Here is a 22,956-nt window from a genome sequence, read left to right on the forward strand (position 1 = left end):
TTTAAAATTCCCCTTTCAAATAGCGTTTTTTCATTGTGCTTCGTGCAATTTTCCCACTTTGCGTATAAGACATTTGCTGTATTTTAATTATTTTCGACGGTATTTGGTATTTAGCTAAATGATTACTCAAAAAAGATTTTATCTCTTTTTTAGAAATATTAGTTTCACCTACATAAAGTAAGACTGCAATTTCTCCAAATTTAGAATGTGGCTCACTTAATACCACCACTTCATCTAATTCTGGATATATTTGTGCAACACGTTCGATTTCACTTGGATAAACATTTCGTCCACCAATAATCATGCGATCATGTTGCCGACCATGTAAATACAAATAGCCATGCTGATCAATGGAAGCAAAATCTCCGACATTAATCCAATCAACTTCCTTATACTGATTCAAAACATAGCCATTAAACGTCATATTACTTCTAATGTTTAACTGACCGATGCCTTGTGAATCAGGTTGATTCAATTGAATTTCAACATTTGAAAATGGTTTTCCAACAGATGCTGCTGGTGCTTCATTATTATAGTTATAACTAATAAAGCTTGCCTCTGATGTTCCAAAAAATTCTATGAGTAATGCACGTGGAAAATGTAGTTGCACTTGCTCCCTAACTGAATCAGACAATTTATCTCCGGTCGTAAATACATACCTTAATTGTCGCGTAACTTGATGTGAAACAAAACATGAAACTAACATAGTTGGTACTACAAATAAGGCGCTTGTATTTTCCTGTAGTTCTTGATGTATGGTTTCCAATAATAATCGACCATCAAACTGTTCTTGACCAATAAAACTTCGTCCACTATATAAAGCAAACACACAAACAAATAATGATAATGAATGTGATAGCGGCCCAGGAGCTACTAGTGTATCTACTTTTTCTTCCATTAACGCTTCAGTCATTTCATATGAAATTAGCCAAGAGCGTTCACCCCTATAATATGCTTTGGGCAGACCCGTTGTTCCAGAAGTAAAACCTATATGTAATAAGTCATGATGCCATTCTAATTTATGCTGAACTGCATGCGTAGAGGTTACTTCTAACTCGTCATTGATGAGATATGGAATACCATATTGTGCCACAATTTGATCAATTTGTTTTTGCGACCACCGTACATCGATGACGCATGGTACACAGCCGGAATTCAATAACGCCAAGTATAGAACCATTGTCATCCTAGGTTGTTGTACGACAATGCCTACAAAACACCGCTTAGGTATTTGAGCTAGTTGTATCTCAAGGCGCTTGATTTCATCGTTTAGTTGTTTGTATGTAACACACTCGGCACCAAAACATAATGCATTACGATTAGGTGCTATTTTGGAAAAATATTGTATTTGGTCCAGTAATTTTGGCATCTTCATCCCACTCTTTGTAAACTTTTATATAAAACATGTTAACATTATAGTCTGAATTTCGCTCGTTTATTATACTTACATCTACTCAATTGATAATATGGTTCGTAATGCCATAGCAATCCCATTTCTTAAGTAAATTTAGTCATATTTTCGTAGTACATAGCCATTTATAATTAAAAATCAATCATCTTGTGGTTATCTATCCCATTTTCATTTAAATTCAACTAAGATTGATGACTGCTTTATAATTGCTCCCTATTTTTTATACATTATGTAAAATAAGCTATAAAAAAAGCTGCGAAACTAACCTATGTTATAGATTGTTTCGCAGCTTAAATTTTTGTTTTATTTAAATTACAGCCTAACCCATCAAATTTTTCATTCTAAATTTGCGTGATTTTGTTGCATCATTGTTTCATCTATCTTGAGCTTAGGCATCAAATCCAAGACAATACTGTCTAAAAAGATTTGTGATGCTTGTTCAAACAAACTACCTAATGGCTGGGATGAACCTTCAGCATCGTATTTAGTACCAGCAGGTAATTCTATTACTGCATCAGCACTTTCACCAATGTCTGAATCTGGTTTTGTTGTTAATAGTACAACCTCAGCACCCACTTCTTGTGCTTTATCTGTGAGTAATTTTAAGTGTACAGTTGAACCTGAGCCTGAAATAACGATAAATAAATCTTTGTCAGAAATAGAAGGTGTCGTTGATTCACCAATGACATGCGCTATTTTTCCTAATTGATTCAAACGCATTGCAAAACCATTGGCTACAAATCCTGAACGCCCTTTACCTGCTACAAAAATTTGTTTCGCTTCTACGATTTTAGCAACAAGGGTTTCAGCTTCACTATCTTTAATGTGATTTAGTGTGTTTGCTAATTCATCTAAGATCAGACGATAATTTGTGATTTCAGTCATATTATCTGCCTTCAATCGCATCTTTACATTGTTTTGCTGCTGCTACTGGATCATCTGCATTCGCAATACCGCCACCAACTACAACTAAGTCTGGCTCTTCAGCCACAACTTCTTTAATTGTATCTGGTTTAATACCACCGATTACTGCAACTTTAGAATTATTAATCACTGATTTTACTTGGCGAAGGCTTTCTAATGGTGATTCACCTTCAGCTTGTAAATCATAACCTGTATGCACTGCGATATAATCTGCACCTAATTCATCTAATTCTTTTGCACGTTTTTGTAAATCTTGCACGGCAATCATATCTACTAATAATTCTTTGCCATTTTTATGTGCTTCTTCGACTGCAGCTTTAATTGATGCGTCTTCAGCTACACCTAAAATCGTAACTACATCTGCACCAAATTTAATCGCTTGGCTCACTTCATAGTCTGCTGCATCCATAATTTTCAAGTCAGCTAAGACCTTAACGCCATCAATGTTATCATTTAAATGTTGAACTGCTGGTAAACCTTCATTAATAACAATTGGTGTACCAATTTCTACAATATCTACATAATCTTTAACTTTATTTGCAAGTTCTGCTGCTTCTTCTTTATTTAATAAATCAATTGCAAGTTGTAATTCCAATATGATCCGTCCCTTCTTGAAATAAATGATTAAAGTCATTAGATGACTCTGCTTATTTAAAATCTTTTACTTAAAATGTCTACCCGTTTCTTATAAATTAAAACGATGTGCTATGATTTTGGTGCTGCTTCGTCATCTACATAAATTTCAACATTTGGATGAGCATGCAAGATTGAGGCAGGAATTTCACTATTCACTTCATTTTGTGTTAGTTGTTCAATCGCGGCTCTTTTCTTTTCACCAAATGCTAATAATATAATTCTTTGTGCTTTTAAAATTGTAGATAATCCCATAGAAATTGCTTGTTTAGGCACTTCATTTTCATTATCAAAATAGCGACTATTAGCATGAATTGTACTTTCAGTTAAATTTACAACATGTGTCGCACTATTGATATCTGTACCAGGTTCATTAAAACCGATGTGCCCATTTTCTCCAATGCCCAAGATTTGAATATCGACTGGACCTTGTTGGTTAATTAGGTCTTCATAGCGTTGAGCCTCTACATTTAAATCATCTGCATTACCATTTGGCACATGAGTTAGTGATGGATTAAAATTTGGGTATTGCTTAAATAATACTTGATTCATATAACTGTGATAACTTTGGTCATGTTGTGCATCAAGACCTACGTATTCATCTAAATTAAACGTTTCAATGTGACTGACATCTAACTGATTTTTGTGTAATAAATCTACTAAAAATTGATACATATCTACCATAGTGCCACCAGTTGCTAATCCCAACTTACTGTGACTTTGTTGACTCATTTGCTTATATAATTCACATGCCACATAAAACGAAGCATTTGCCCGTGTTCCAAGATTTGTTATCTTCATTTACATAACCCCCATAAATTAGTAAATACTATCGAAACATTACAACATATCTATTACATGATTCATTATACGTGTTTCTCTATTGAATTAAAGAAATTGAAGTTTGTTAGTCATAAACCTTATAAAACAAAGAAATTCATACCAATTGAGCAGAGTGATACATTTATCTCCACTTTTTTAGTAAAATAGATAGATAATCAAAAATTCATGCTTAATCTATAAAATTCACTTTTCTGGTAGAAAATGTAGTCGAGTTGGTTTAAACTAAGACATAGACTATTTTTAGACAATATACTAAATGAATGCTATTTCAATAAATGAATTTTAAATACAAAGGAGGCTAACATTTGGAAACCATAGACCAATCACACGTGCAATCTATACTTTCATCCTATGAAAATAAAGCGGTGTACCTGCATGTTGAAACAACCAATGGTGCATATGCTGCACATTTTGATCAACGTGTATTTAATGCAGGCACCTTTTTACGAAACATCCAAGTAACCTTTGAACATGCACAACTCAAAGGCGGAGACAAAGACCCATTCCGCGTTGGACTTAAATTAAAAGATAACGGTTGGGTATACGTACAAGGTTTAACACATTATGAAATTAATGATGACGGCGAATTTCTATTAGCTGGATTTAACTATGAAGGACAATTGGCAGCTGCCCTAGAAATTAGTACGCAACCATTTAAAGCTTAAGGAGGGATATATCATGCCAGAAGAACGTCAAGTATTAGTGATTTTTCCACATCCAGATGATGAATCTTTCTCATCTGCAGGCACATTAGCACGTTATATCGACAATGGCGTACCAGTCACTTACGCGTGTTTAACTTTAGGCCAAATGGGACGTAATTTAGGAAACCCACCTTTTGCAACACGCGAAACTCTGCCGGATATTCGTGAAAAAGAATTAGAAGATGCTATGGATGCGATTGGCATAACGGATTTACGTAAGATGGGATTACGCGATAAGACTGTTGAATTTGAACCTCATGAGGAAATGGACGCAATGGTCAAATCATTAATTGATGAATTACAACCATCAGTCATTATTTCTTTCTATCCACAATTCGCAGTACATCCAGACCATGAAGCCACAGCAGAAGCAGTCGTTAGAACGGTGGGTCGTATGCCCGCAACTGAAAGACCACGTTTACAACTCGTAGCATTTAGTAATGATGCATCTGAAAAATTAGGTGCCCCTGATATTCTAAATGAGATCAGTGATTATAAAGAGGTAAAACTTCGCGCATTTGAGGCGCACGCATCTCAAACAGGACCATTTCTTAAGCAACTTGCAACACCAGAAGTGTCTGGAGAAGCTCAAAGTTTCTTAGAAGTAGAACCTTATTGGACTTATAACTTTGAATCTTAAGTGGAGGCAATAGCATGACAGAATTTGACTTATCTACACGTGAAGGTCGCTGGAAACATTTTGGTTCCGTCGACCCAATAGAAGGTACGAAACCAACGATTAAAGAAGAAATGAAAGATTTACAAAGTACAAATAAAAACTTTTTATTTGAAATAGAAGAAGTGGGTATTAAAAACCTTATATACCCTGTATTTGTTGATCGTTTCCAATCCGCTGGGAACTTTAGTTTTTCAACAAGTTTGAATTTAGATGAAAAAGGTATCAATATGAGCCGTATTTTAGAAAGTGTCGAAAAGCATTATAATAACGGCATTGAATTAGATTTCGATACGCTATACCAAGTATTGCGCAGTTTACAAAAAAACATGAATCAAAATGCAGCTGGTTTAGATGTCTCTGCAAAATGGTTCTTTGATCGCTATAGCCCAGTGACGCAAATTAAAGCAGTAGGACACGCAGATGTCACTTATGGTTTAGCTATCGATCAAAAAGACGTGACGCGTAAAGAGATTACTATTGAAGCTGCAGTTACTACCCTATGCCCTTGCTCAAAGGAAATTAGCGAATACTCAGCGCACAATCAACGCGGTATCGTTACAGTTAAAGCTTATATCAATAAAGATGCAGCTTTGACTGAAGACTATAAAGATACGATTTTAGATGCTATGGAAGCAAATGCAAGTTCAGTATTATATCCTATTTTGAAACGTCCTGACGAAAAAAGTGTTACAGAACGCGCTTATGAAAATCCAAGGTTTGTTGAAGATTTAATACGCTTAATTGCTGCAGATTTGGTAGGTTTCGAGTGGCTAGATGGATTTGATATTGAATGCCGCAACGAAGAATCTATTCATCAACATGACGCATTCGCCAAGCTAAAATACAGAAAATAATATACTTTTTTCAATATACAAGTGATTGTAACTAAACAATCATCTCAGAAAGTAGAGAAACCCTTCGTGAATGAGTGCGAAGGGTTTCTTTACTTTCTAAGTTCATAATATATCTTGATTTATAGTAGAATCATTAAATGAAACTTTGAAATCATTTTTTTTAGCATCAGTATTTTAATTACACTTAATCCACAATTAACATTGAGATAAACCTAAAAATTGCATTACAGATTATTGGAACTCTATATGTTGTTTATAAATGTAACAAGGTAAAAAAATAAGCTCCCGTTATTGGCGTAACGAGAGCACCTAACTGAATAGGCTAATTGTGATACATATTGTGAGTTAGTAGCTCGGTAGTATGTGCTATGTGTTTGGCACCTAGTCGTTGGTTGGAACCTGGCTAGGTGTTTTTTCTATCTGTTATAGAAGTTCCCACATTTACATGTGACTTCTGTAAAATCATACTACCATGATATTACATGAAAATCTTGGGAAATCTATACAAAGGTATGGACTTTGAAACTAACACTGGTAAAGTGTTTAATTCCCTTTTATTTTTACCAACTTACGTTCTTTGATGTAAAAAAGTATTAACTATCACCTTTTTCATCAATTTAAATCAAATTACAGTTTAGTTGTACCATCTTGCACATGCAAAAACTATCTCCATATCGTCTCTATCATGATACGTTTTTTTCTGTAATCCTAGAAAATGGGACATAAATCAAATTTTATAATAAGTTTTCGTTGTCCCAACCCCATTTCTTAACTAATAACTGCGTTTTACATGTAATTTACTTTTAAAACAAAATGTACTACTAATTTGTTGTAGTAAAATTTCGATGCTTTTGATTAAAATAATAGCTATAAAATTCTCGAATATTTAAAAATTTTAAAACAATCCATGTTAAGAATTAAATTTAGCTAATGTCATTTATACAATTTTCATATTAAAATTATTATGCAGAAATTTTATTTCATTTTTTACTAAGTCTAGTGAAATGAATCATGAATAATAAAATAGCCTCCACCATTTCTGATAATGATCATTCACACCAATAATCACTGCACTTCTTAAACATCTCTTTAGCAACACAATTTATGATTACACATGTATAGGATGAAGGACACTAGCCCAATTCTCTACGAACAATCCAAGAAACTTATAGTAAACGCACTTTATCAATTACTTAAAAATTAAAATGGCTAAAAATTCTGCGTGATATATCAAACTAAATCAATTGTTAATCAACTGAATTTAATCGTTTTTTAAATGGAGTGAGAAGATACATATGAACACAATTTTATATGAAGAACATCGTAATTTTATCAAAAGAGCAATTAAGCACAAATTAAAATTGAGCTTCCTTGAAATTATTATTTTAGATAAACTTAAGTGCCTCAACAAAAAGAAAATTGATGCTGTAGAACTCAAAAATAACTTAAATATTGAAAATACACCTATTTCTATTCAACTGAACAATCTAAGTCGTTTAGGTCTTTTCAAAAAATCTCGCGATGAACACGATGAAAGACGTATTTACTTATATGACATTGATTTCAACAGTATCAATGAAATCTTAGAACAATACCAATTGATTGTATCGTCTATATTAAAAGTAGAATAAAACAAATAAAAATACTTAAGCCACTTTGAAGCTTAAGTATTTTTATTTATTGCTTTGTTTATTATTCATTACCATAATGTACAATGCTAACCACAATTGTTCTGGATAATTTTCAGTAGAAGATATAGTCACATAATGCTTTTCTCCTCTACGTTGCGTTATCAAATTTTTACCCAAATCAAAGAAAGAACGGTTTGCAGTTAGAATTGAATTTCCTTCAATATCCGTAATTTTAGTTTGAGTTGAAAAGTAAGGATTCTCGAATTTATATTCATATTTATCATCTTTAAAAACAAAAGGTGTTTGCTGTTTCATACCACCCTTCAGCAATTTCAGCATTGATAACTCGCCTATTTTTTTATCATTTATAAAAACTGTATATTGGGGTTTAAGTGCCCATAATTTTTCTCTTTTCAAAATAATCTTAGATTTTTCGGAGGTCAATTTTAAACCTGCCGCTGACATAAAATTAAAAATACTTAGCCATTTTTGCAATGTATTATTAAAGTAAGGAACCCATGACATTTTTTGATAACCATGAACTTTTACGTGCATATCATCAAATAAATATAGTGGGGCTTGATAAAAATATTCATTATTGGCTAAAGAAGGACTTTCTTCATACTTAGACATTTCTTCACTGAACTTTTCTTTGTTATATTTTCTTAAGAAAATAGTACTAATGAGGACAATAATACTACCACTCCAGAAAATAACTAAAGTCCACGGAGAAATTGATTGATTAAAATATCCGAAAAGAGCACCAATTGTATATATCGTTATAAAAATTGTTTCAATAAACAAAACTAAAATAACCAAATTAAACCAACCTTTCTACTCATAATTAATACTTAAGCCACTCAACACCTGTCTAATACAGAATTGAGTGGCTTATTTAATTATTCCTAATATATTGTGTTTTTTATTTTAAATGTTCATACGGACTATTTTTAACAAATGAGATAATTTGGTCTACAAATAAGCGTGCGCGTAATTGAAACTCTTCATTAAACAAATAAAATGTACCGTCTTCTAATTTTTTATAGTCTGTATCATGTGTTGCGATTTGTGTAGGCACTGCGATGCCTAATAGTGAACGCACAATCAAACGTAAATGTGATAGTGGTTCAGAACTCACAATACCACCACTGTTACCGATGAGTCCTACAGGTTTCATTTTAAAATCATCCATCGTTAAATGATCTAGTGCATTTTTCAAAATACCTGAGTATGAACCATGATAATTTGGGGTTCCTAACACAAGGAAATCCGCTTCACGTGCTTTTGTTTTCAATGTTTGCAGATTTTGTTTATAATCCTCGCTAGGATTTGAAGCCCCAGAAACATCTAATTGATGTATCGGAGACTCTGCTAAATCAAAGATGTCTACTTCAAAGTCATGCTCTTCAAAGTGACCTTTTAAATATTGAGACAATGCCGTAGTATGTGAACCTACCTTGGCACTACCTACTATGATTAATCCTTTCATTACTAATTCCACCTCATACTATTTTTGGTTATTTTCCTGAAGTAATTTCATGATTGCTTTGCCCACACCACTATTTTCATTTGATGCTGTTGCATAAGTAGCAACTGTTTTAACTTCTGGTGCTGCGTTATCCATAGCCACTGAATAACCTACACGTTCTAACATAGAAATATCATTCATATTGTCACCAATAGCCATAACATTTTCCATTTTAATATTAAGACGTTCTGCTATTGTTTCTAATGCGATGCCTTTTTGAGCATCCGAGTGAGTAATTTCGATATTACCTCGAGAAGATGATGATATTGCAAGGCTTTCAGATTGCGCTAGTTTTTCACTCACACGATCAATTTTGTCTAAATCGCTATCAAAAGCTAAGATTTTCATTACAATTTCGCCAGGTGTATCTTCAATTTTGTCATAATTTTCAACAACTTTTAAAGTTCCGTTATCGATACGTTTCTGAATACCAGCTTTAATTTTTTCAACATCTGCTTTTTGACCCGCACGTTCCGCAATATCAATATAGATTTCTAAATCACGTTGTGGGTTTTCAGTATATATTCCTAAATTTGTATACACTTGATAATAGATATCTTCTTGCTTCAATTCTGTTGTAATTCTGTTGATAAGTTCTCGATTTAAATTAGATGTACTCATAATATTAAACGACTCATCTCTCACTTCCGCACCATTTAGACAGATATAAGGTAGTTTCAAATCTGTTTGATTTACAGGTGCATTCGCTTCATAAAACGCACGTCCTGTCGCAATAACGACTGTAATCCCTTGAGATTGTGCATATTTGATTGCTTCAATATTCTCTTCTGATATTTCGTGTGCCGCGTTTAATAACGTTCCATCCATATCTGTAGCAATTAAATTGATCATTTATTTACCTCTTTCCTTTGTAAAATCGATAACACAAAGTTAATGACAATACGTGCGAATTCGTCACATTTTTGTAACACATACATATTTTACCAAATGTTTATGCATTTGTATTATCCTCTGTTCGACTGATTTTCTTTTGTTTTCTTATATTTTTGAAAAAATCCCTTAATAACTGACTGCATTCTGTTTCTAAAATGCCTGTCTCTACATTTGCTCGATGATTAAATCGAGGTTCTTGTAAGAGATCCATGAGGCTTCCGGCACAACCACCTTTTGGGTCTCGTGCACCATAGATAACATGCGGAATTCGACTCATTACAATACTTCCTGCGCACATTACACACGGTTCTAACGTCACATACAATCGACAACCTTCTAAGCGCCAACTTTGAACAACGGTCGCTGCTTTACGGATTGCAATATGTTCGGCATGTGCAGTGGGGTCTTGTGCAGATTCTCGCAAATTATGCGCACTTGCAATAATTTCATTGTCTTTAACCACAACTGCACCGATTGGCACTTCGCCTATGGCCCCTGCTTTTTTAGCTTCTTCTATAGCTGCTCTCATATAAAATTGATGATTTGTCATGTATCTCACACACCTCACATATGGTACAATATTTATTGTCTATTTTAACATTGGAGCGGTCAATATGAAAAAACAATTTATTGCTGTGGAAGGCCCGATTGGCGTCGGTAAGTCTTCTTTAACACATAAACTGAGTCAAACTTATAACTTTTATGAAGAAAAAGAAATTATTACAGAGAACCCTTTTTTATCGGATTTTTACGAAGATATTTCAAAATGGAGTTTCCAAACTGAAATGTTCTTTTTATGTAATAGATACAAGCAATTTCAAGATCTTGCATTGATTGAACAAGGGATTGTCAGCGATTATCATATTCATAAGAATAAAATATTCGCAAACAACACCCTAACTTCATCAGAGTATAATAAATTTTCAAGAATATATGATATTTTAACTGAAGATTTAGAAATGCCTAATATAATTATCTTTTTAGATGCTGAACTCGCAACTTTAAAAGCACGCATTGCACATCGTAATCGTAGTTTTGAACATCAAATCGCCGACGATTATTTATTAAATTTAAAACGTGATTACAATGCTTATTACGAATCATTAAAAGCTGAGGGTGCACGTGTGATTCGGATAGATACAACACAACTTGATTTTATGAAATACGACGAAGATTATCAATATATATTAGAATTAGTGAACCCACTGATTGGAGGACAAGATTATGAATAATTATGGTATCCCTCAAGATGCTATTATTACAATCGCCGGTACCGTTGGCGTTGGTAAATCAACTTTAACGAAGGCTTTAGCGGAGCGCTTTAACTTTAGAACATCTTTTGAAAATGTAGACCATAACCCTTACTTAGATAAATTTTACAGTGATTTCGAGCGTTGGAGTTTCCATTTACAAATTTATTTTTTAGCAGAGCGTTTTAAAGAACAAAAACGTATGTTTGAATATGGTGGCGGCTTTATTCAAGACCGTTCTATTTATGAAGACGTCGATATTTTTGCGAAAATGCACCAAGAGCAAGGTACAATGAGTCCTGAAGATTTCGAAACATATTCAGAACTGTTTAACGCAATGGTGATGACACCATATTTTCCAAAACCAGATGTACTCATCTATTTAGAATGTGACTATGACGATGTCATCCGTCGTATTCAACAACGTGGACGTCAAATGGAAATCGAAACAGATCCAACGTATTGGAAGAAATTGTACCAACGTTACGAAGATTGGATTAGCGAATTTAATGCCTGTCCAGTCGTACGTGTCAACATCAACGAGTATGACTTGCATGAGGATCCAGAATCTCTGAATCCCGTTATTGATAAAATAAGTCATATTATACAGACATACCGTAAAGTCGATCAACGCCAATCTTGATATAAAAAGGCACGAGGCTAGGACAACATATTTATCCCAGTCTCGTGCTTTTTTGGATTTCGCTAGTCTCGCTATTTATTCAACCGGACTGCGATAAATTATTTTTTCAATTTCATCGTCGGTTACACGTTTACTATAATATTGATCAACTGTTTGTGTTAATCCATATGCACTTGCTTTATCTTGATCTTCAGTGCCAATGTATAATTGACCTTCTGTATCTTGATATAAGTCAAATACTGCCCCAGCATATCTTGCTTCCTGATGTAATTCGTACAGTTCTTCAATAGCATCACGTGGCACATGCTTATAATAAAGTGTATGCGCTGTATGTTTACTTGTTTCTGCCTCAAAACCACGCGTTACTGCCTGTGCATCTTCAGTTACTAATTTAAGCTCATTGCCATTCATGTCTACAACTTTATACGTTTCCGATTGATAATCTGCATATGTTCCATCTATCATCCAATCACCTCATTGTTTTATGAAACTGGAATTTATTACCAAGCCTTTAGGTCACTCGATATCCTAGTAATATCAAAATCAACTACTTATCAAGTATCGAGACGATATCATTAGCGGTTTCAACAATATAATCGGCCTTTGTAAATTCATCTTTTAGCCCCACACCAGTCATAACAGCAACTTTCAAGCCTAACTTAGCATTCACACCTGTTTGGATATCATTTGCAGTATCACCAACGATAGCGACATCTTCTGGCGCTACATCATACTGCTCAAATAATGGATTTAACACCTCTGGATTGGGTTTTTCTACTGCATTTGCTTCCGTAGAAATAACAACATCAAAGAAGTGCGCAAAGTCAGTCACTTCTAAAAATTGTTCGACGCCCTTTTTCGAATCACTCGTTACGATTCCCAATTTATAACCTTGTTGTTGTAGCGTTTCTAAGGATTCTGTTATTCCCTCTACAAGTACATTCTCCGGCACTCTGTTATCTACTAAGGTTTGACTACGACGCTGCGCCCAATCTGTCACATCTTGATTCGCTATGTCACAAAATGCTTGTACCATTTCATCAAGCGCACCCGAAGCCATAATTGTACCTGGCAAAATCTCACCATCAACTACACCTAGATGTGCATATGCTGCTGACTTATCTTCAATACTGTGTTCATAGGTTTCCATAAAATCATCGACAAGCTTTAATCCAATCTTCATCCAACTGCAATCAAAATAAATTATCGTGCCATCTTTATCAAATAAAATCCACTTCATTGCGAGAACAGCTCCTATAAATTCACTAATATTAAACACTTTTATCTATTACATTTTAATACAAACTTGTTTCACTAAACAAATAATGTCCTTTAAACATTTTTTATTTTACAATAATTCAAAGTTGCAATGCCTATTGATTGTGTTAGGATATAAACAACAATAATATATATTGCGTCATACATTCAACAAAAACAAAGGGGTGTTAAAGATGGGTTATATCATTGTATTTATTGTCGTTTCTTTAATTATTGGTGTTTATTTTTCAAAAAGAGAAAAGCCAATGACGCCTTCAAGTTGGTATAAAGGTGTTGTTGTACTTGCCTTTGCTATGATTATCGTAAGTGGTTTTTATAGCATAGATTCTATAAAGCAAGGCTATAAAGAAGGTATAAATGAAGAAAGTGCTATAGAAGATGTTTCTAAATAATTTTTAATGGGAGTCGGACAGAATCAAATTTTCTAATAGAGGTATCATAGTCTCCCTCATCAAGTATGACTAGAATCAAAAAATTCTTGTTATAAGCGTTATTCAATGCCTATTAGCTTTTATGAATTTATAATTTTTTGAAGTGGAGGTTAAGCAATGAATAATGAAATGAAAGACGCTATATTTTGGAAACCGGGCTTCATACCTGTGTATTTCATCGTGGCATTACTCCATTTTTTATTTTTTTACTTCTATATTCGCACCGATAATTATTCTATTTACTTGTGGACGATTTTCCTAATTGCTCTAGGTATCGCCTCAATCAACTATAACGCCAATCGTAAAAATTGAATAACGCATCAAAAAACAAGCTAGAAACGATATTTGAATTCGTTTCTAGCTTGCTGCATTTACATATTAATATCTTGGAACAACGACTCTCCAACCTTGTGGATCTTCAAGTTTACCACTTTGAATACCAGTGTAATTATCGTATAATCGTTGCGTAATTTCGCCTGTTTCATTATTATTGATTACAATTTCAGTTTCTCCATATTTTAACTGACCTACTGGAGAAATCACGGCTGCTGTACCTGTACCAAAGACTTCAGTCAATTCACCTTTATTATGTGCTTCAATGAGTTCATCAATCGATACTTTACGTTCTTCCACTTCATAGCCTAAGTTTTGAGCTAGTTCAATGACTGTTTTACGTGTTATACCTGGTAAAATACTGCCATTTAATTCAGGCGTTACCAGTTTACCATTTTCAACGAAGAAGATATTCATACTACCTACTTCTTCCACATATTTCTGCTCAACACCATCTAACCATAATACTTGGTCATACCCTAATGCAGTGGCATTCGATTGCGCTAACAAACTCGCTGCATAGTTACCTGCAACTTTGGCATAGCCCACACCACCACGTACTGCACGTACGTATTGGTCTTCTACATAGATTTTCGTTGGATTTAAGGATGCACCGCCATAATATGAACCTGATGGTGATAGAATAATTAGTAATTTATATGAGTACGACGGACGCACACCTAAGATACCTTCTGTCGCAAACACATATGGACGAATATATAATGATTGTCCTTCACCTTCAGGTACCCAATCACGTTCAACATCTACTAATTGTTTTAATCCTTCCAGTAGCACTTCTTCGTCTACTTGAGGCATATCTAAACGTGCCAATGATTTATTAATACGTTTAAAATTCTCTGATGGACGGAACAAATCAACTTCGCCATCATGTTTATAAGCCTTTAATCCTTCGAATACAGATTGACCATAGTGAAGCCCTTGTGCTGCTGGAGAAATTTCGATTGGACCATAAGGTACAATCTTCAAATCATGCCAACCTTGGTCAATATCATAATCGAAACTTAACATATAATCTGTGAAGTATTTTCCAAAACCTAATTCACTTGGATTTGGTTTTTCTTTTAGCGTTTCACGTTGTACAAACTTAATTTTTTCTGGCATGATGATTTCCTCCTAATGTTCATTTCTTAAGTAATATATTAAATTATACCAATCCAACGTTTGCTGTTCAATAATTTTCAAAAAATTTCAAATACAATAACAATAATGCAGTCCTAAAATATGAGTTTCATTACAACTCAAAAATAATATCAACTTGTTTAATTAAGGTTATAAATTAAAAAGCCTAAAGCGTGGTTAACACGCCTTAGACTTTGAGATAATCATATGATATGACTTATGCTTTTTCTTTTGCTTCAATCGCTTCTAACATAACTTTTGTCATTTTATTTAAATCGTATTGTGGATCGAAGCCCCACTCTGCTCTCGCACAACTTACATCGATGCTGTCTGGCCAGCTATCTGCAATCGATTGTCTTACAGGATCTACATCGTAATCTAATTTGAAGTCTGGATAATATTCTTGAATTGCTTCTTTAACCATTTCTGGTTCAATACTCATACCACTTAAGTTATAAGCATTACGGTTAATTAATTTAACACCATCTGCTTCCATAAGTTGGATAATCGCATTAATCGCATCGTCCATAAACATCATATCCATGAATGTATCTTTAGCGATAAAGCTTGAATATTTTCCTTCTCTTACTGCTTGGAAATAAATATCTACAGCATAATCTGTTGTACCGCCGCCTGGCTCTTTAATATGAGAAATCAATCCAGGGAATCTCACACTACGTGTATCTACACCAAATTTGTCAAAGTAATATTGGCATAATAATTCACCAGCTACTTTATTCACACCATACATAGATGTTGGACGTTGGATTGTCACTTGTGGTGTATTTACTTTTGGTGTTGATGGTCCAAATGCACCGATTGAACTTGGTGTGAAGAATTGTAATTCGTGTTCACGAGCCACTTCTAATGCATTCATTAAACCGCCCATATTTAAATCCCAAGCAAACAATGGATTTTTCTCAGCAGTTGCTGATAATAACGCAGCCATGTGCATCATTGTATCTGGTTTGAATGATTCAACAAGTTCATTCATACGTTCTCTGTCTGTTACATCTAATATTTCAAATGGTCCATCAGCAATGGCAGCACCTGCTTCTGGTTCTCTAATATCTGTAGCTAAAACATTATCATTCCCGTATAATTCTCTACATTTTACAACTAATTCAGTACCAATTTGTCCTAATGCACCAGTAATCATAATTTTTTTCATATTTCTATCTCCCTTGTGTATTACAAAAAATGTAATGTATTTCCGAAGTGGACAATACTCTTATTTTCACTCACATTATACAATAAAAGCGCTTTACTGTATACATTGAGTGAACAATTCAATTGAATTTTAGCAAGGTACATCGCTAATGTCTAATATTTCACAGTTACAAAGACCTATTTTTTTAATTACTTATCTTGCTATTTATCTAAAACCATCAGCACAGGTCCCCTACATACGCTTACAAATTTGACATATTTTGCCGATGTTGATATAAGGTATATATTAAACGTTTATGGAGATGATCATATGTTGCACAAAAATGCCACATTATTAATACAAAGCAGACGATTTAAGTAGTCGATGCTTTGTAAGCAATTTCCTTTTCACAAAGCATCTTTCTTATGCATACAGACAAACAAGATGTGAAAGGAATTTTAAAAATGAAACCACAAATACAACCTTATCAATTCAATTATATAAAAGAACGTATCGCTCACTTAGTCAATGTCTATAATTCGGTGAATGATCCTAATACTGTTGCTTCTATTAAAGATGTCACACGTGAGGAAATCCTTAACACATTTCCAATACCAGATGCGACGATTCACTCAGAAGTAGAAAAATTGATGAATGTTCAATTAACAAAGGGTCAAGCAGAAAAAGTGTTAGAAACATTACAATCCTATGTCATCCCGTTTGAACATCCGACTAAAAAGCAAGTCGATAAGGTATTTAGGAAAATCAAAAAATTAAAAACACCACTAATCAGTGAAGAAATCCTTAAAGAAAGCACCTTTATTGGTTGGAATGATATTGCCTCAAACAGAAAATATATCATTTACTACAATAACTTAGGTCAACTTGAAGGATTTTATGGAGATATTTCAAATCAAACAGTCAAAGGGTTCTGTTCAATATGTAATAAAGAATCACGCGTCAGTCTATTTATGCGAAAAACGCGTACTGCCAATGATGGTCAATATACTAAAAAAGGCGACTATATTTGTTTCGATAGCACAGTTTGTAATCGACAAATATCAGATTTATCGCATTTCCATCATTTCTTAAATAAAATACAATAACTTAAAATAATCGCGCTTAATGGGAGTGGGACTTTGAAATCTTTGTTCAAAATTTGATTTCTGTCCCACTCCCATGCTTTATTAGTGCTATTTTATTTTCTTAAATAGTTAATAAATGTTTGTATCGTCCGCGCATTACTTCTATCTGAGTGAGAAATGGCTGTAAAGTAAATATAATAATCGAATGGCGCACCAATCGGCAATGTTTCAATCAACCCATTTAAGATAAATGGATCATCTTCTAACATCAAGCTAGATACAATGCTGACACCTAAACCTTCTGACACAGTTTTAATCAATACACTTGGATTATTGGTACGAAAAACAATTTTTAATGGACCATTTTCTTCTTCAAATTGTTTGAAATTATGGTGATAAAAATTTCGATCATATAAAACAAACGGATAAGCACTGATAGACTCCATTTGAACCGTATCTTGTAAGGCTAATTTAGATTTTTTAGGCACTATCAACTTAAAATCTGTAGCAATATTCAATGCGTGCGTAACAATTTGCTGACCAAATGTTTCCGTTTCTGTCTTACCAATTAGTCCAATATCTACCGCATTCATCTCAACCATTTTCAATATTTCATCCCTATCACTTTCAATGACCTCTACTTCAATATGTGGATAATCTTGTTTAAATGCAGACAATGCTTTCGGGACAATTTTATTAAAAAGCGTTGGTATCGTTGCTATTTTTAACGAACCTGAAATATTTGCATGTATCGCCTCTACTTCCGATAACAGTTCATCTTGTGCCTCTAAAATATTAATAATACAGGGAATTAACTTCTTGCCAATATCTGTCGGCAACGTCCCTTTACGAGACCGTTCGAAAAGTTTAGCATCCAATTCAGATTCCAGATTAGCGATTGATTGACTCATTGCAGGTTGACTAATATGCATCGCTGCAGCTGCATGTACAATCGATTCAGTTTCATATATTTTTTGAACATATGCAAGTTGTTCGAAATTCATTTATTCACCTCTTTTATATAAGCTACCCTTATGGAAACATCAAAAATACTAATTTTACATTAGCATATATTAATCATTATAATAAAAAGTACAGACAAAATAGTTAAAGGAAGGTCATCATATGTACGATAAACTCTGGTCAAAAGACTTTATCTTTATTACTTTGGTTAATTTTTTAATGTATTTAATCCATTATACATTAATCGTTACAGTTACCATTTTTACAATAAATAAATTTCACGCATCTGAAAGTATGGGTGGTTTAGCTGCCGGTATTTTCATCATTGGTATGTTATTCGGACGGCTAGCCGCTGGGCGCGTGATTGATTATTTACAACCAAAAAACGTATTACTCTTCGCTATCATTTGGTCCATCATTACAGTTGGGCTATATTTCGCGATTCATAGTTTAGCGATATTAATGACTGTTCGACTATTACATGGTATCGCCTTCGGATTAGCATCAACAGCGACTGGTACAATTTCATCTAGAATCATTCCTGAAAATCGTAAAGGCGAAGGCATCGGCTATTATGCACTAAGTGTTACAACTGCATCTGCCATTGGGCCATTTTGTGGAATTATTTTAAATCAACGCTTTGGCTTTGAATCTATATTCGTAGTCAGTCTCGTCATTATACTTATTGCATTTGTCGTTGCATTATTTGTAAAACGTTTACCAAAAGCGCAACCTACTCAAAGCAACGATGCTGAAACAAAAGGATTGGACGCTTATATTCAAAAAGAAGCACTACCAATTTCATTTGTGATTATCTTTGTGGGTATTGCTTACTCAAGTGTACTATCTTTCTTAACGGTTTATACTGAACAAATCAATCTCGCTACTGCATCTAGTTTCTTCTTTATTGTTTATGCAGTCAGCACATTTGTGACACGTCCATTTACCGGTAAAATTTATGATAATTACGGCGAAAATAAAGTCATGTATCCTGTATTAATCAGTTTCACACTTGGCTTAACACTCTTAGCGCTAACACATACAAGTATGTTATTACTCATATCAGCAATCTTTGTAGGTATTGGATACGGTACGATTGTTCCAAGTGCACAAGCCATCGCCATTCAACAATCACCTAAAGCGAAAATTGGATTAGCAACGTCTACATTCTACATGTTCGCTGACTTTGGTGCGGGTATAGGTCCATTTATTTTAGGTATCCTCATCCCACTCATGGGTTACCGAAATTTATATATCACAATGTCCATACTCGTTATCTTTTCAATCGTACTTTATTACTTTATGCACGGCAGAAAAGCGACACGTTAACGAAACATTTGGCTTCTTCAGCTTTCTGCGTAGTTTATATTATAAACTACCTAAAAGGAGTTTAATTTAAAGCGATTCAATTTAGTGTTGAATTAATGGCTTTGTAAGCCCGATAAAAAGTAAAACAGAAGCAAAAATCCCTCACTAAAGGAAATAGTGAGGGGGTGGTGCATTAAATGCAAATCGTTTTGATAATTAACCTTTTAACTTTTTCACAAGTGACGACTTTAATCCGACTAAGCCGATTTTATCAACCTTAGCGTCAATGTCATGACCGTCTTCTGGTTCTACGATACGGATACTTTTCACTTTAGTACCTTGCTTAATGACAAATGATGTACCTTTTACTTTTAAATCTTTAATTACTGTTACTGAGTCCCCATCTTCAAGAACATGACCGTTTACGTCTCTTGTAATTTTTGCTTCTTCATTCTCACTGTTTTCAGCAGCTGACCATTCATGGCCACACATTGGACAAACAAGTAAGTTGCCATCTTCATATGTATAGCTCGAGTCACATTCTGGACAATTTGGTAAAGTATATTCCATTATTCAACCTCCATTAAATTGTTCTGTTGCGCATAATCTACCATATTATAAAATATATATCCTATTTTCTCCACAATTTTTATAAAGTTTTAAGCCTCAGCCAAATATTTATTTTTAATTAAACACCCTCACTTCATGCATATTATTAGAATTCCACACCAGAATTGAAGTAGTTAACACCCTCTTATTTCACATAATCGTCAAAAAATTGTTTAATAACGTTTATAAGTGGAATAGTACCAGTGTCACAAATCATAAAGGAGGCTTTTATAATGAGTAAATTTGATGATTTTAAAGACAAAGCGCAAGACAAAGTAGACGAAGTGAAAAACGATAAAGACAAACAACAAGAAGTTAAAGATCAAGCACAAGATAAAGCAAAAGACTTAAAAGACAAATTTTAATTAATATAATGATGAATCTATTTGATTCATTAAAAAAGCATCGACCAAGTACATTTCGTACTTCGGCCGATGCTTTTTCTATGTCTTATGCTTCCAGTTCAAGTTGCTGTGCAATTGCTTGCTTTTTACTATCAAAATCACATTCACTTTGATCAATAGGCTGTCCTGTTTCTGCTACGCTTTTAATGCTTTCCATTTGAAATTGCCAACCGGAGAAATCAAGTACAATATGTGGAAAGCCATATGGTAGAAATTCATCAAATACGAGAATCGTCTGATTGCCCTCACCAATTACATCAAACCTTACTGTTCCACTATCCCAAGTATATCCAATAGCTTCATTTTCCTCAAAAGCAGTGATTTCCATTTCCATATCGTCTTGGCCATCCATATGAAACGTCATCTTTCCGCCCACTTGTCGAGCGCCGAAAGCTAACTGTGGAAACCATTGTTGTATACCTTCTGTAGTACTTAGATAATGAAAGACCGTTGCAACATCTTTCTCGATTGTGATTTTCAAGGTTTGATATGCGCCTTGATCATCTTTCGAATATACAGCATCCATATTATCCTGACTCCTTTCGATTAACTATACATAAGTTGTTCTGCATTTCGTGACACGCTCATGCTATTCCCGACTTAGTCTATTTTAATCTTGAATCAGATTGATTTTGTAATTCTAATTTACGTGCTTTTCTTGTATATCTTAAATAAATCAAACCTAATAAGATAAACCATAATGGTGATAGTACGACGCCCATTCTTGTATCAGGTACGACTAATAAGATTCCCAACACAAAGACAAAGAATAGTTGTACCAATCGAGCCGAGTGCACACCGCCTGGTAATTTAAATTTACTTTCTGCATGTGATTTAGCATGTGCTTTAACATATTTACTATATGAGTGCATAATAAACATCCATACCACGACTAATAATATTGTTGAAATCGCAGTTACATAAAAGAATACTTGAGTTGCATTAGGAATAAAATAATTCAGTAACACGGTAATAGATAATAATAAACACGTTACTAAGATTGCTATATATGGCACACCTTTTTTATTTGTTTTCATTAATAAATGGTGTGTTTGTTTTTTCTCTGATAGACCAAACAAGATTCTACTGTTTGCAAAAATACCGCTATTACATGCTGATGATGCTGCCGTTAATACGACAAAATTAATTAAACCAGCTGCAAATGGTACCCCGATTAATGCAAATAAGCTCACGAATGGACTATTATTTGGATCAATATCTTGCCATGGGATGATTGACATCATAACAGCAAGCGCACCTACATAGAATAGTAAGATTCGAATCGGCACACTGTTAATCGCTTTCGGAATCGTTGTTTCTGGATTCTTAGTTTCACCCGCTGTAATACCAAGTATTTCAATACCTGTAAATGAAAATACTACCATTTGGAATGACATGAAAAATCCGGAAGCGCCATGTGGGAATAGTCCACCATTATTAAATATGTTAGATACACCCGTTTTCCCGTAAGGTGTCTGCATTGCAAACACAATCATTACTATACCAACAACATTCAATGCGACAATCGTTAGTACTTTGATGATTGCAAACCAGAATTCTAATTCTCCAAACATTTTCGTGCTTGTTAAATTAAATGCCATCAATATCAAAATACAAGATAATGATGTAATCCAGTTTGGTAAGTCTGGTACCCAAAACTCGACGTATTTTGCCACTGCTGTGATTTCCGCCATCCCTGACGTAATCCACGTTAACCAATACGTCCATCCGGTTACAAATCCTGCAAACGGACCGATTTGATCATGAGCAATATCCGCAAATGTTTTATATTCTGTGTTAGATAATAACATTTCCCCCATTGCACGCATGAACATAAATAATACAAAACCGACAATAATATAAGTGAGTAGAATAGATGGTCCAGTTAAACTAATGGACTGCCCAGCCCCTAAAAATAAGCCAGTCCCTATGGCACCACCAATCGCAATAAGTTGAATATGTCTATTGCTCAACTCTCTATTCAAAGTATTTGTCATAAATCTTGCCCCATTCAATTGTTTTTAAGCATCATCAAATCCATATACTTAGTTTATTAGCCCCTTTGTTTCATAAAATAAACTAATGTATTTCATACACGTATATTTCTCAATAATGCTTGGTTGTATAATATTCTTTTTTTCTGAAAATTACAACTAATGAATTAAGTTTCTTCTACTATAATTGCTTATTAGATATTTGAATTTTCAGATTTATTTGAAATACAAATATCTAATCTATATACTTATTTACAACAAAGGGGA

General features: G+C 33.9%; 27 protein-coding genes. 11 read left to right on the forward strand and 16 right to left on the reverse strand.

The genetic code is table 11. The features are described 5' to 3' along the window. Position 1: 1 nt before the first annotated feature. The 4 genes from BJS11_RS02565 to nagB all read right to left on the reverse strand — a co-directional run bounded on the left by BJS11_RS02565 (position 2) and on the right by nagB (position 3,769). On the reverse strand, positions 2-1,369 hold the full coding sequence (locus tag BJS11_RS02565) for an AMP-binding protein (protein ID WP_069994241.1): 1,368 nt from the start codon (positions 1,367-1,369) through the stop codon (positions 2-4). Positions 1,370-1,747: 378 nt separating this feature from the next. Further along, a complete protein-coding gene (gene hxlB / locus BJS11_RS02570; protein ID WP_069994240.1) occupies positions 1,748-2,296 on the reverse strand; it encodes a 6-phospho-3-hexuloisomerase in 549 nt (182 codons plus the stop codon). A gap of 1 nt (position 2,297) precedes the next feature. Further along, positions 2,298-2,930, reverse strand: a complete 633-nt coding sequence (gene hxlA / locus BJS11_RS02575; protein WP_069994239.1) for a 3-hexulose-6-phosphate synthase — start codon at positions 2,928-2,930, stop codon at positions 2,298-2,300. A gap of 110 nt (positions 2,931-3,040) precedes the next feature. Continuing rightward, positions 3,041-3,769: a glucosamine-6-phosphate deaminase gene (gene nagB / locus BJS11_RS02580; RefSeq protein ID WP_069994238.1), complete on the reverse strand. Its 729-nt coding sequence runs from the start codon at positions 3,767-3,769 to the stop codon at positions 3,041-3,043. Positions 3,770-4,116: 347 nt separating this feature from the next. Here nagB and BJS11_RS02585 point away from each other — a divergent pair, with 347 nt between their 5' ends. The 4 genes from BJS11_RS02585 to BJS11_RS02600 all read left to right on the forward strand — a co-directional run bounded on the left by BJS11_RS02585 (position 4,117) and on the right by BJS11_RS02600 (position 7,679). After that, positions 4,117-4,476 (forward strand): YojF family protein, encoded by a 360-nt coding sequence (locus tag BJS11_RS02585; RefSeq protein WP_069994237.1) that lies wholly within the window; start codon positions 4,117-4,119, stop codon positions 4,474-4,476. Positions 4,477-4,489: 13 nt separating this feature from the next. Further along, positions 4,490-5,155: a bacillithiol biosynthesis deacetylase BshB2 gene (bshB2, locus tag BJS11_RS02590; RefSeq protein WP_069994236.1), complete on the forward strand. Its 666-nt coding sequence runs from the start codon at positions 4,490-4,492 to the stop codon at positions 5,153-5,155. A 14-nt stretch (positions 5,156-5,169) separates the two neighbouring features. Continuing rightward, positions 5,170-6,048, forward strand: coding sequence for a GTP cyclohydrolase FolE2 (gene folE2, locus BJS11_RS02595; protein ID WP_069994235.1), 879 nt, complete (start codon positions 5,170-5,172; stop codon positions 6,046-6,048). A gap of 1,295 nt (positions 6,049-7,343) precedes the next feature. Beyond that, positions 7,344-7,679, forward strand: a complete 336-nt coding sequence (locus BJS11_RS02600; RefSeq protein WP_069994234.1) for a transcriptional regulator, SarA/Rot family — start codon at positions 7,344-7,346, stop codon at positions 7,677-7,679. Between the two features lie 42 nt (positions 7,680-7,721). On the opposite strand, the gene BJS11_RS02605 is transcribed toward BJS11_RS02600, so the two are convergent. From BJS11_RS02605 to tadA, 4 genes are all read right to left on the reverse strand, one after another. After that, complete coding sequence (locus BJS11_RS02605; RefSeq protein ID WP_069994233.1) at positions 7,722-8,498, reverse strand: hypothetical protein; 777 nt, start codon at positions 8,496-8,498, stop codon at positions 7,722-7,724. A gap of 103 nt (positions 8,499-8,601) precedes the next feature. Beyond that, complete coding sequence (locus BJS11_RS02610) at positions 8,602-9,168, reverse strand: NADPH-dependent FMN reductase (protein ID WP_069994232.1); 567 nt, start codon at positions 9,166-9,168, stop codon at positions 8,602-8,604. Between the two features lie 18 nt (positions 9,169-9,186). Continuing rightward, positions 9,187-10,059 carry a Cof-type HAD-IIB family hydrolase gene (locus BJS11_RS02615; RefSeq protein WP_069994231.1) on the reverse strand — a complete coding sequence of 291 codons (873 nt, stop codon included), beginning with the start codon at positions 10,057-10,059 and terminating at the stop codon, positions 9,187-9,189. A gap of 100 nt (positions 10,060-10,159) precedes the next feature. Next, a complete protein-coding gene (gene tadA, locus BJS11_RS02620) occupies positions 10,160-10,651 on the reverse strand; it encodes a tRNA adenosine(34) deaminase TadA (protein ID WP_069994230.1) in 492 nt (163 codons plus the stop codon). Positions 10,652-10,715: 64 nt separating this feature from the next. Here tadA and BJS11_RS02625 point away from each other — a divergent pair, with 64 nt between their 5' ends. Next, the gene (locus BJS11_RS02625; protein ID WP_069994229.1) at positions 10,716-11,333 is read left to right on the forward strand and encodes a deoxynucleoside kinase; all 618 of its coding nucleotides are present in this window, start codon (positions 10,716-10,718) and stop codon (positions 11,331-11,333) included. After that, on the forward strand, positions 11,326-11,994 hold the full coding sequence (locus BJS11_RS02630; RefSeq protein ID WP_069994228.1) for a deoxynucleoside kinase: 669 nt from the start codon (positions 11,326-11,328) through the stop codon (positions 11,992-11,994). The genes BJS11_RS02625 and BJS11_RS02630 overlap by 8 nt, the downstream gene beginning before the upstream one ends. Before the next feature lie 75 nt (positions 11,995-12,069). Here the strand turns inward: BJS11_RS02630 and BJS11_RS02635 are convergent, their stop codons facing one another. Further along, positions 12,070-12,459, reverse strand: coding sequence for a UCP033725 family protein (locus BJS11_RS02635; RefSeq protein ID WP_069994227.1), 390 nt, complete (start codon positions 12,457-12,459; stop codon positions 12,070-12,072). 82 nt (positions 12,460-12,541) lie between these two features. Beyond that, positions 12,542-13,234, reverse strand: coding sequence for an HAD family hydrolase (locus BJS11_RS02640; RefSeq protein WP_069994226.1), 693 nt, complete (start codon positions 13,232-13,234; stop codon positions 12,542-12,544). A gap of 211 nt (positions 13,235-13,445) precedes the next feature. On the opposite strand from BJS11_RS02640, the gene BJS11_RS02645 reads away from it, so the two are divergent. Both BJS11_RS02645 and BJS11_RS13875 read left to right on the forward strand, forming a co-directional pair. Continuing rightward, positions 13,446-13,664: a hypothetical protein gene (locus BJS11_RS02645; RefSeq protein ID WP_069994225.1), complete on the forward strand. Its 219-nt coding sequence runs from the start codon at positions 13,446-13,448 to the stop codon at positions 13,662-13,664. Positions 13,665-13,832: 168 nt separating this feature from the next. Then, positions 13,833-14,015: a hypothetical protein gene (locus BJS11_RS13875; protein WP_069994447.1), complete on the forward strand. Its 183-nt coding sequence runs from the start codon at positions 13,833-13,835 to the stop codon at positions 14,013-14,015. A gap of 66 nt (positions 14,016-14,081) precedes the next feature. Here BJS11_RS13875 and BJS11_RS02655 read toward each other — a convergent pair whose 3' ends face one another. Both BJS11_RS02655 and BJS11_RS02660 read right to left on the reverse strand, forming a co-directional pair. After that, positions 14,082-15,158 carry a branched-chain amino acid aminotransferase gene (locus tag BJS11_RS02655; protein ID WP_069994224.1) on the reverse strand — a complete coding sequence of 359 codons (1,077 nt, stop codon included), beginning with the start codon at positions 15,156-15,158 and terminating at the stop codon, positions 14,082-14,084. 235 nt (positions 15,159-15,393) lie between these two features. Then, the gene (locus BJS11_RS02660; protein ID WP_069994223.1) at positions 15,394-16,347 is read right to left on the reverse strand and encodes an NAD-dependent epimerase/dehydratase family protein; all 954 of its coding nucleotides are present in this window, start codon (positions 16,345-16,347) and stop codon (positions 15,394-15,396) included. Positions 16,348-16,790: 443 nt separating this feature from the next. Between BJS11_RS02660 and BJS11_RS02665 the strand changes: the two genes are divergently transcribed. Next, positions 16,791-17,432, forward strand: a complete 642-nt coding sequence (locus BJS11_RS02665; RefSeq protein WP_069994222.1) for a FusB/FusC family EF-G-binding protein — start codon at positions 16,791-16,793, stop codon at positions 17,430-17,432. Between the two features lie 92 nt (positions 17,433-17,524). On the opposite strand, the gene BJS11_RS02670 is transcribed toward BJS11_RS02665, so the two are convergent. Continuing rightward, on the reverse strand, positions 17,525-18,415 hold the full coding sequence (locus BJS11_RS02670) for a LysR family transcriptional regulator (protein WP_069994221.1): 891 nt from the start codon (positions 18,413-18,415) through the stop codon (positions 17,525-17,527). A 121-nt stretch (positions 18,416-18,536) separates the two neighbouring features. Here BJS11_RS02670 and BJS11_RS02675 point away from each other — a divergent pair, with 121 nt between their 5' ends. Continuing rightward, positions 18,537-19,703, forward strand: a complete 1,167-nt coding sequence (locus BJS11_RS02675; RefSeq protein ID WP_069994220.1) for an MFS transporter — start codon at positions 18,537-18,539, stop codon at positions 19,701-19,703. Positions 19,704-19,898: 195 nt separating this feature from the next. Here BJS11_RS02675 and BJS11_RS02680 read toward each other — a convergent pair whose 3' ends face one another. After that, positions 19,899-20,252, reverse strand: coding sequence for a zinc ribbon domain-containing protein YjdM (locus BJS11_RS02680; RefSeq protein ID WP_069994219.1), 354 nt, complete (start codon positions 20,250-20,252; stop codon positions 19,899-19,901). Between the two features lie 272 nt (positions 20,253-20,524). Here BJS11_RS02680 and BJS11_RS13765 point away from each other — a divergent pair, with 272 nt between their 5' ends. Further along, positions 20,525-20,656, forward strand: coding sequence for a YtxH domain-containing protein (locus BJS11_RS13765; protein WP_142351543.1), 132 nt, complete (start codon positions 20,525-20,527; stop codon positions 20,654-20,656). Positions 20,657-20,741: 85 nt separating this feature from the next. On the opposite strand, the gene BJS11_RS02685 is transcribed toward BJS11_RS13765, so the two are convergent. Both BJS11_RS02685 and BJS11_RS02690 read right to left on the reverse strand, forming a co-directional pair. Further along, positions 20,742-21,221 (reverse strand): SRPBCC domain-containing protein, encoded by a 480-nt coding sequence (locus BJS11_RS02685; RefSeq protein WP_069994218.1) that lies wholly within the window; start codon positions 21,219-21,221, stop codon positions 20,742-20,744. 79 nt (positions 21,222-21,300) lie between these two features. Beyond that, positions 21,301-22,692, reverse strand: coding sequence for an amino acid permease (locus BJS11_RS02690; RefSeq protein WP_069994217.1), 1,392 nt, complete (start codon positions 22,690-22,692; stop codon positions 21,301-21,303). Between the last annotated feature and the right edge of the window lie 264 nt (positions 22,693-22,956).

Source organism: Staphylococcus caeli (genome assembly GCF_900097965.1).
Taxonomy (GTDB): Bacteria; Bacillota; Bacilli; order Staphylococcales; family Staphylococcaceae; genus Staphylococcus; species Staphylococcus caeli.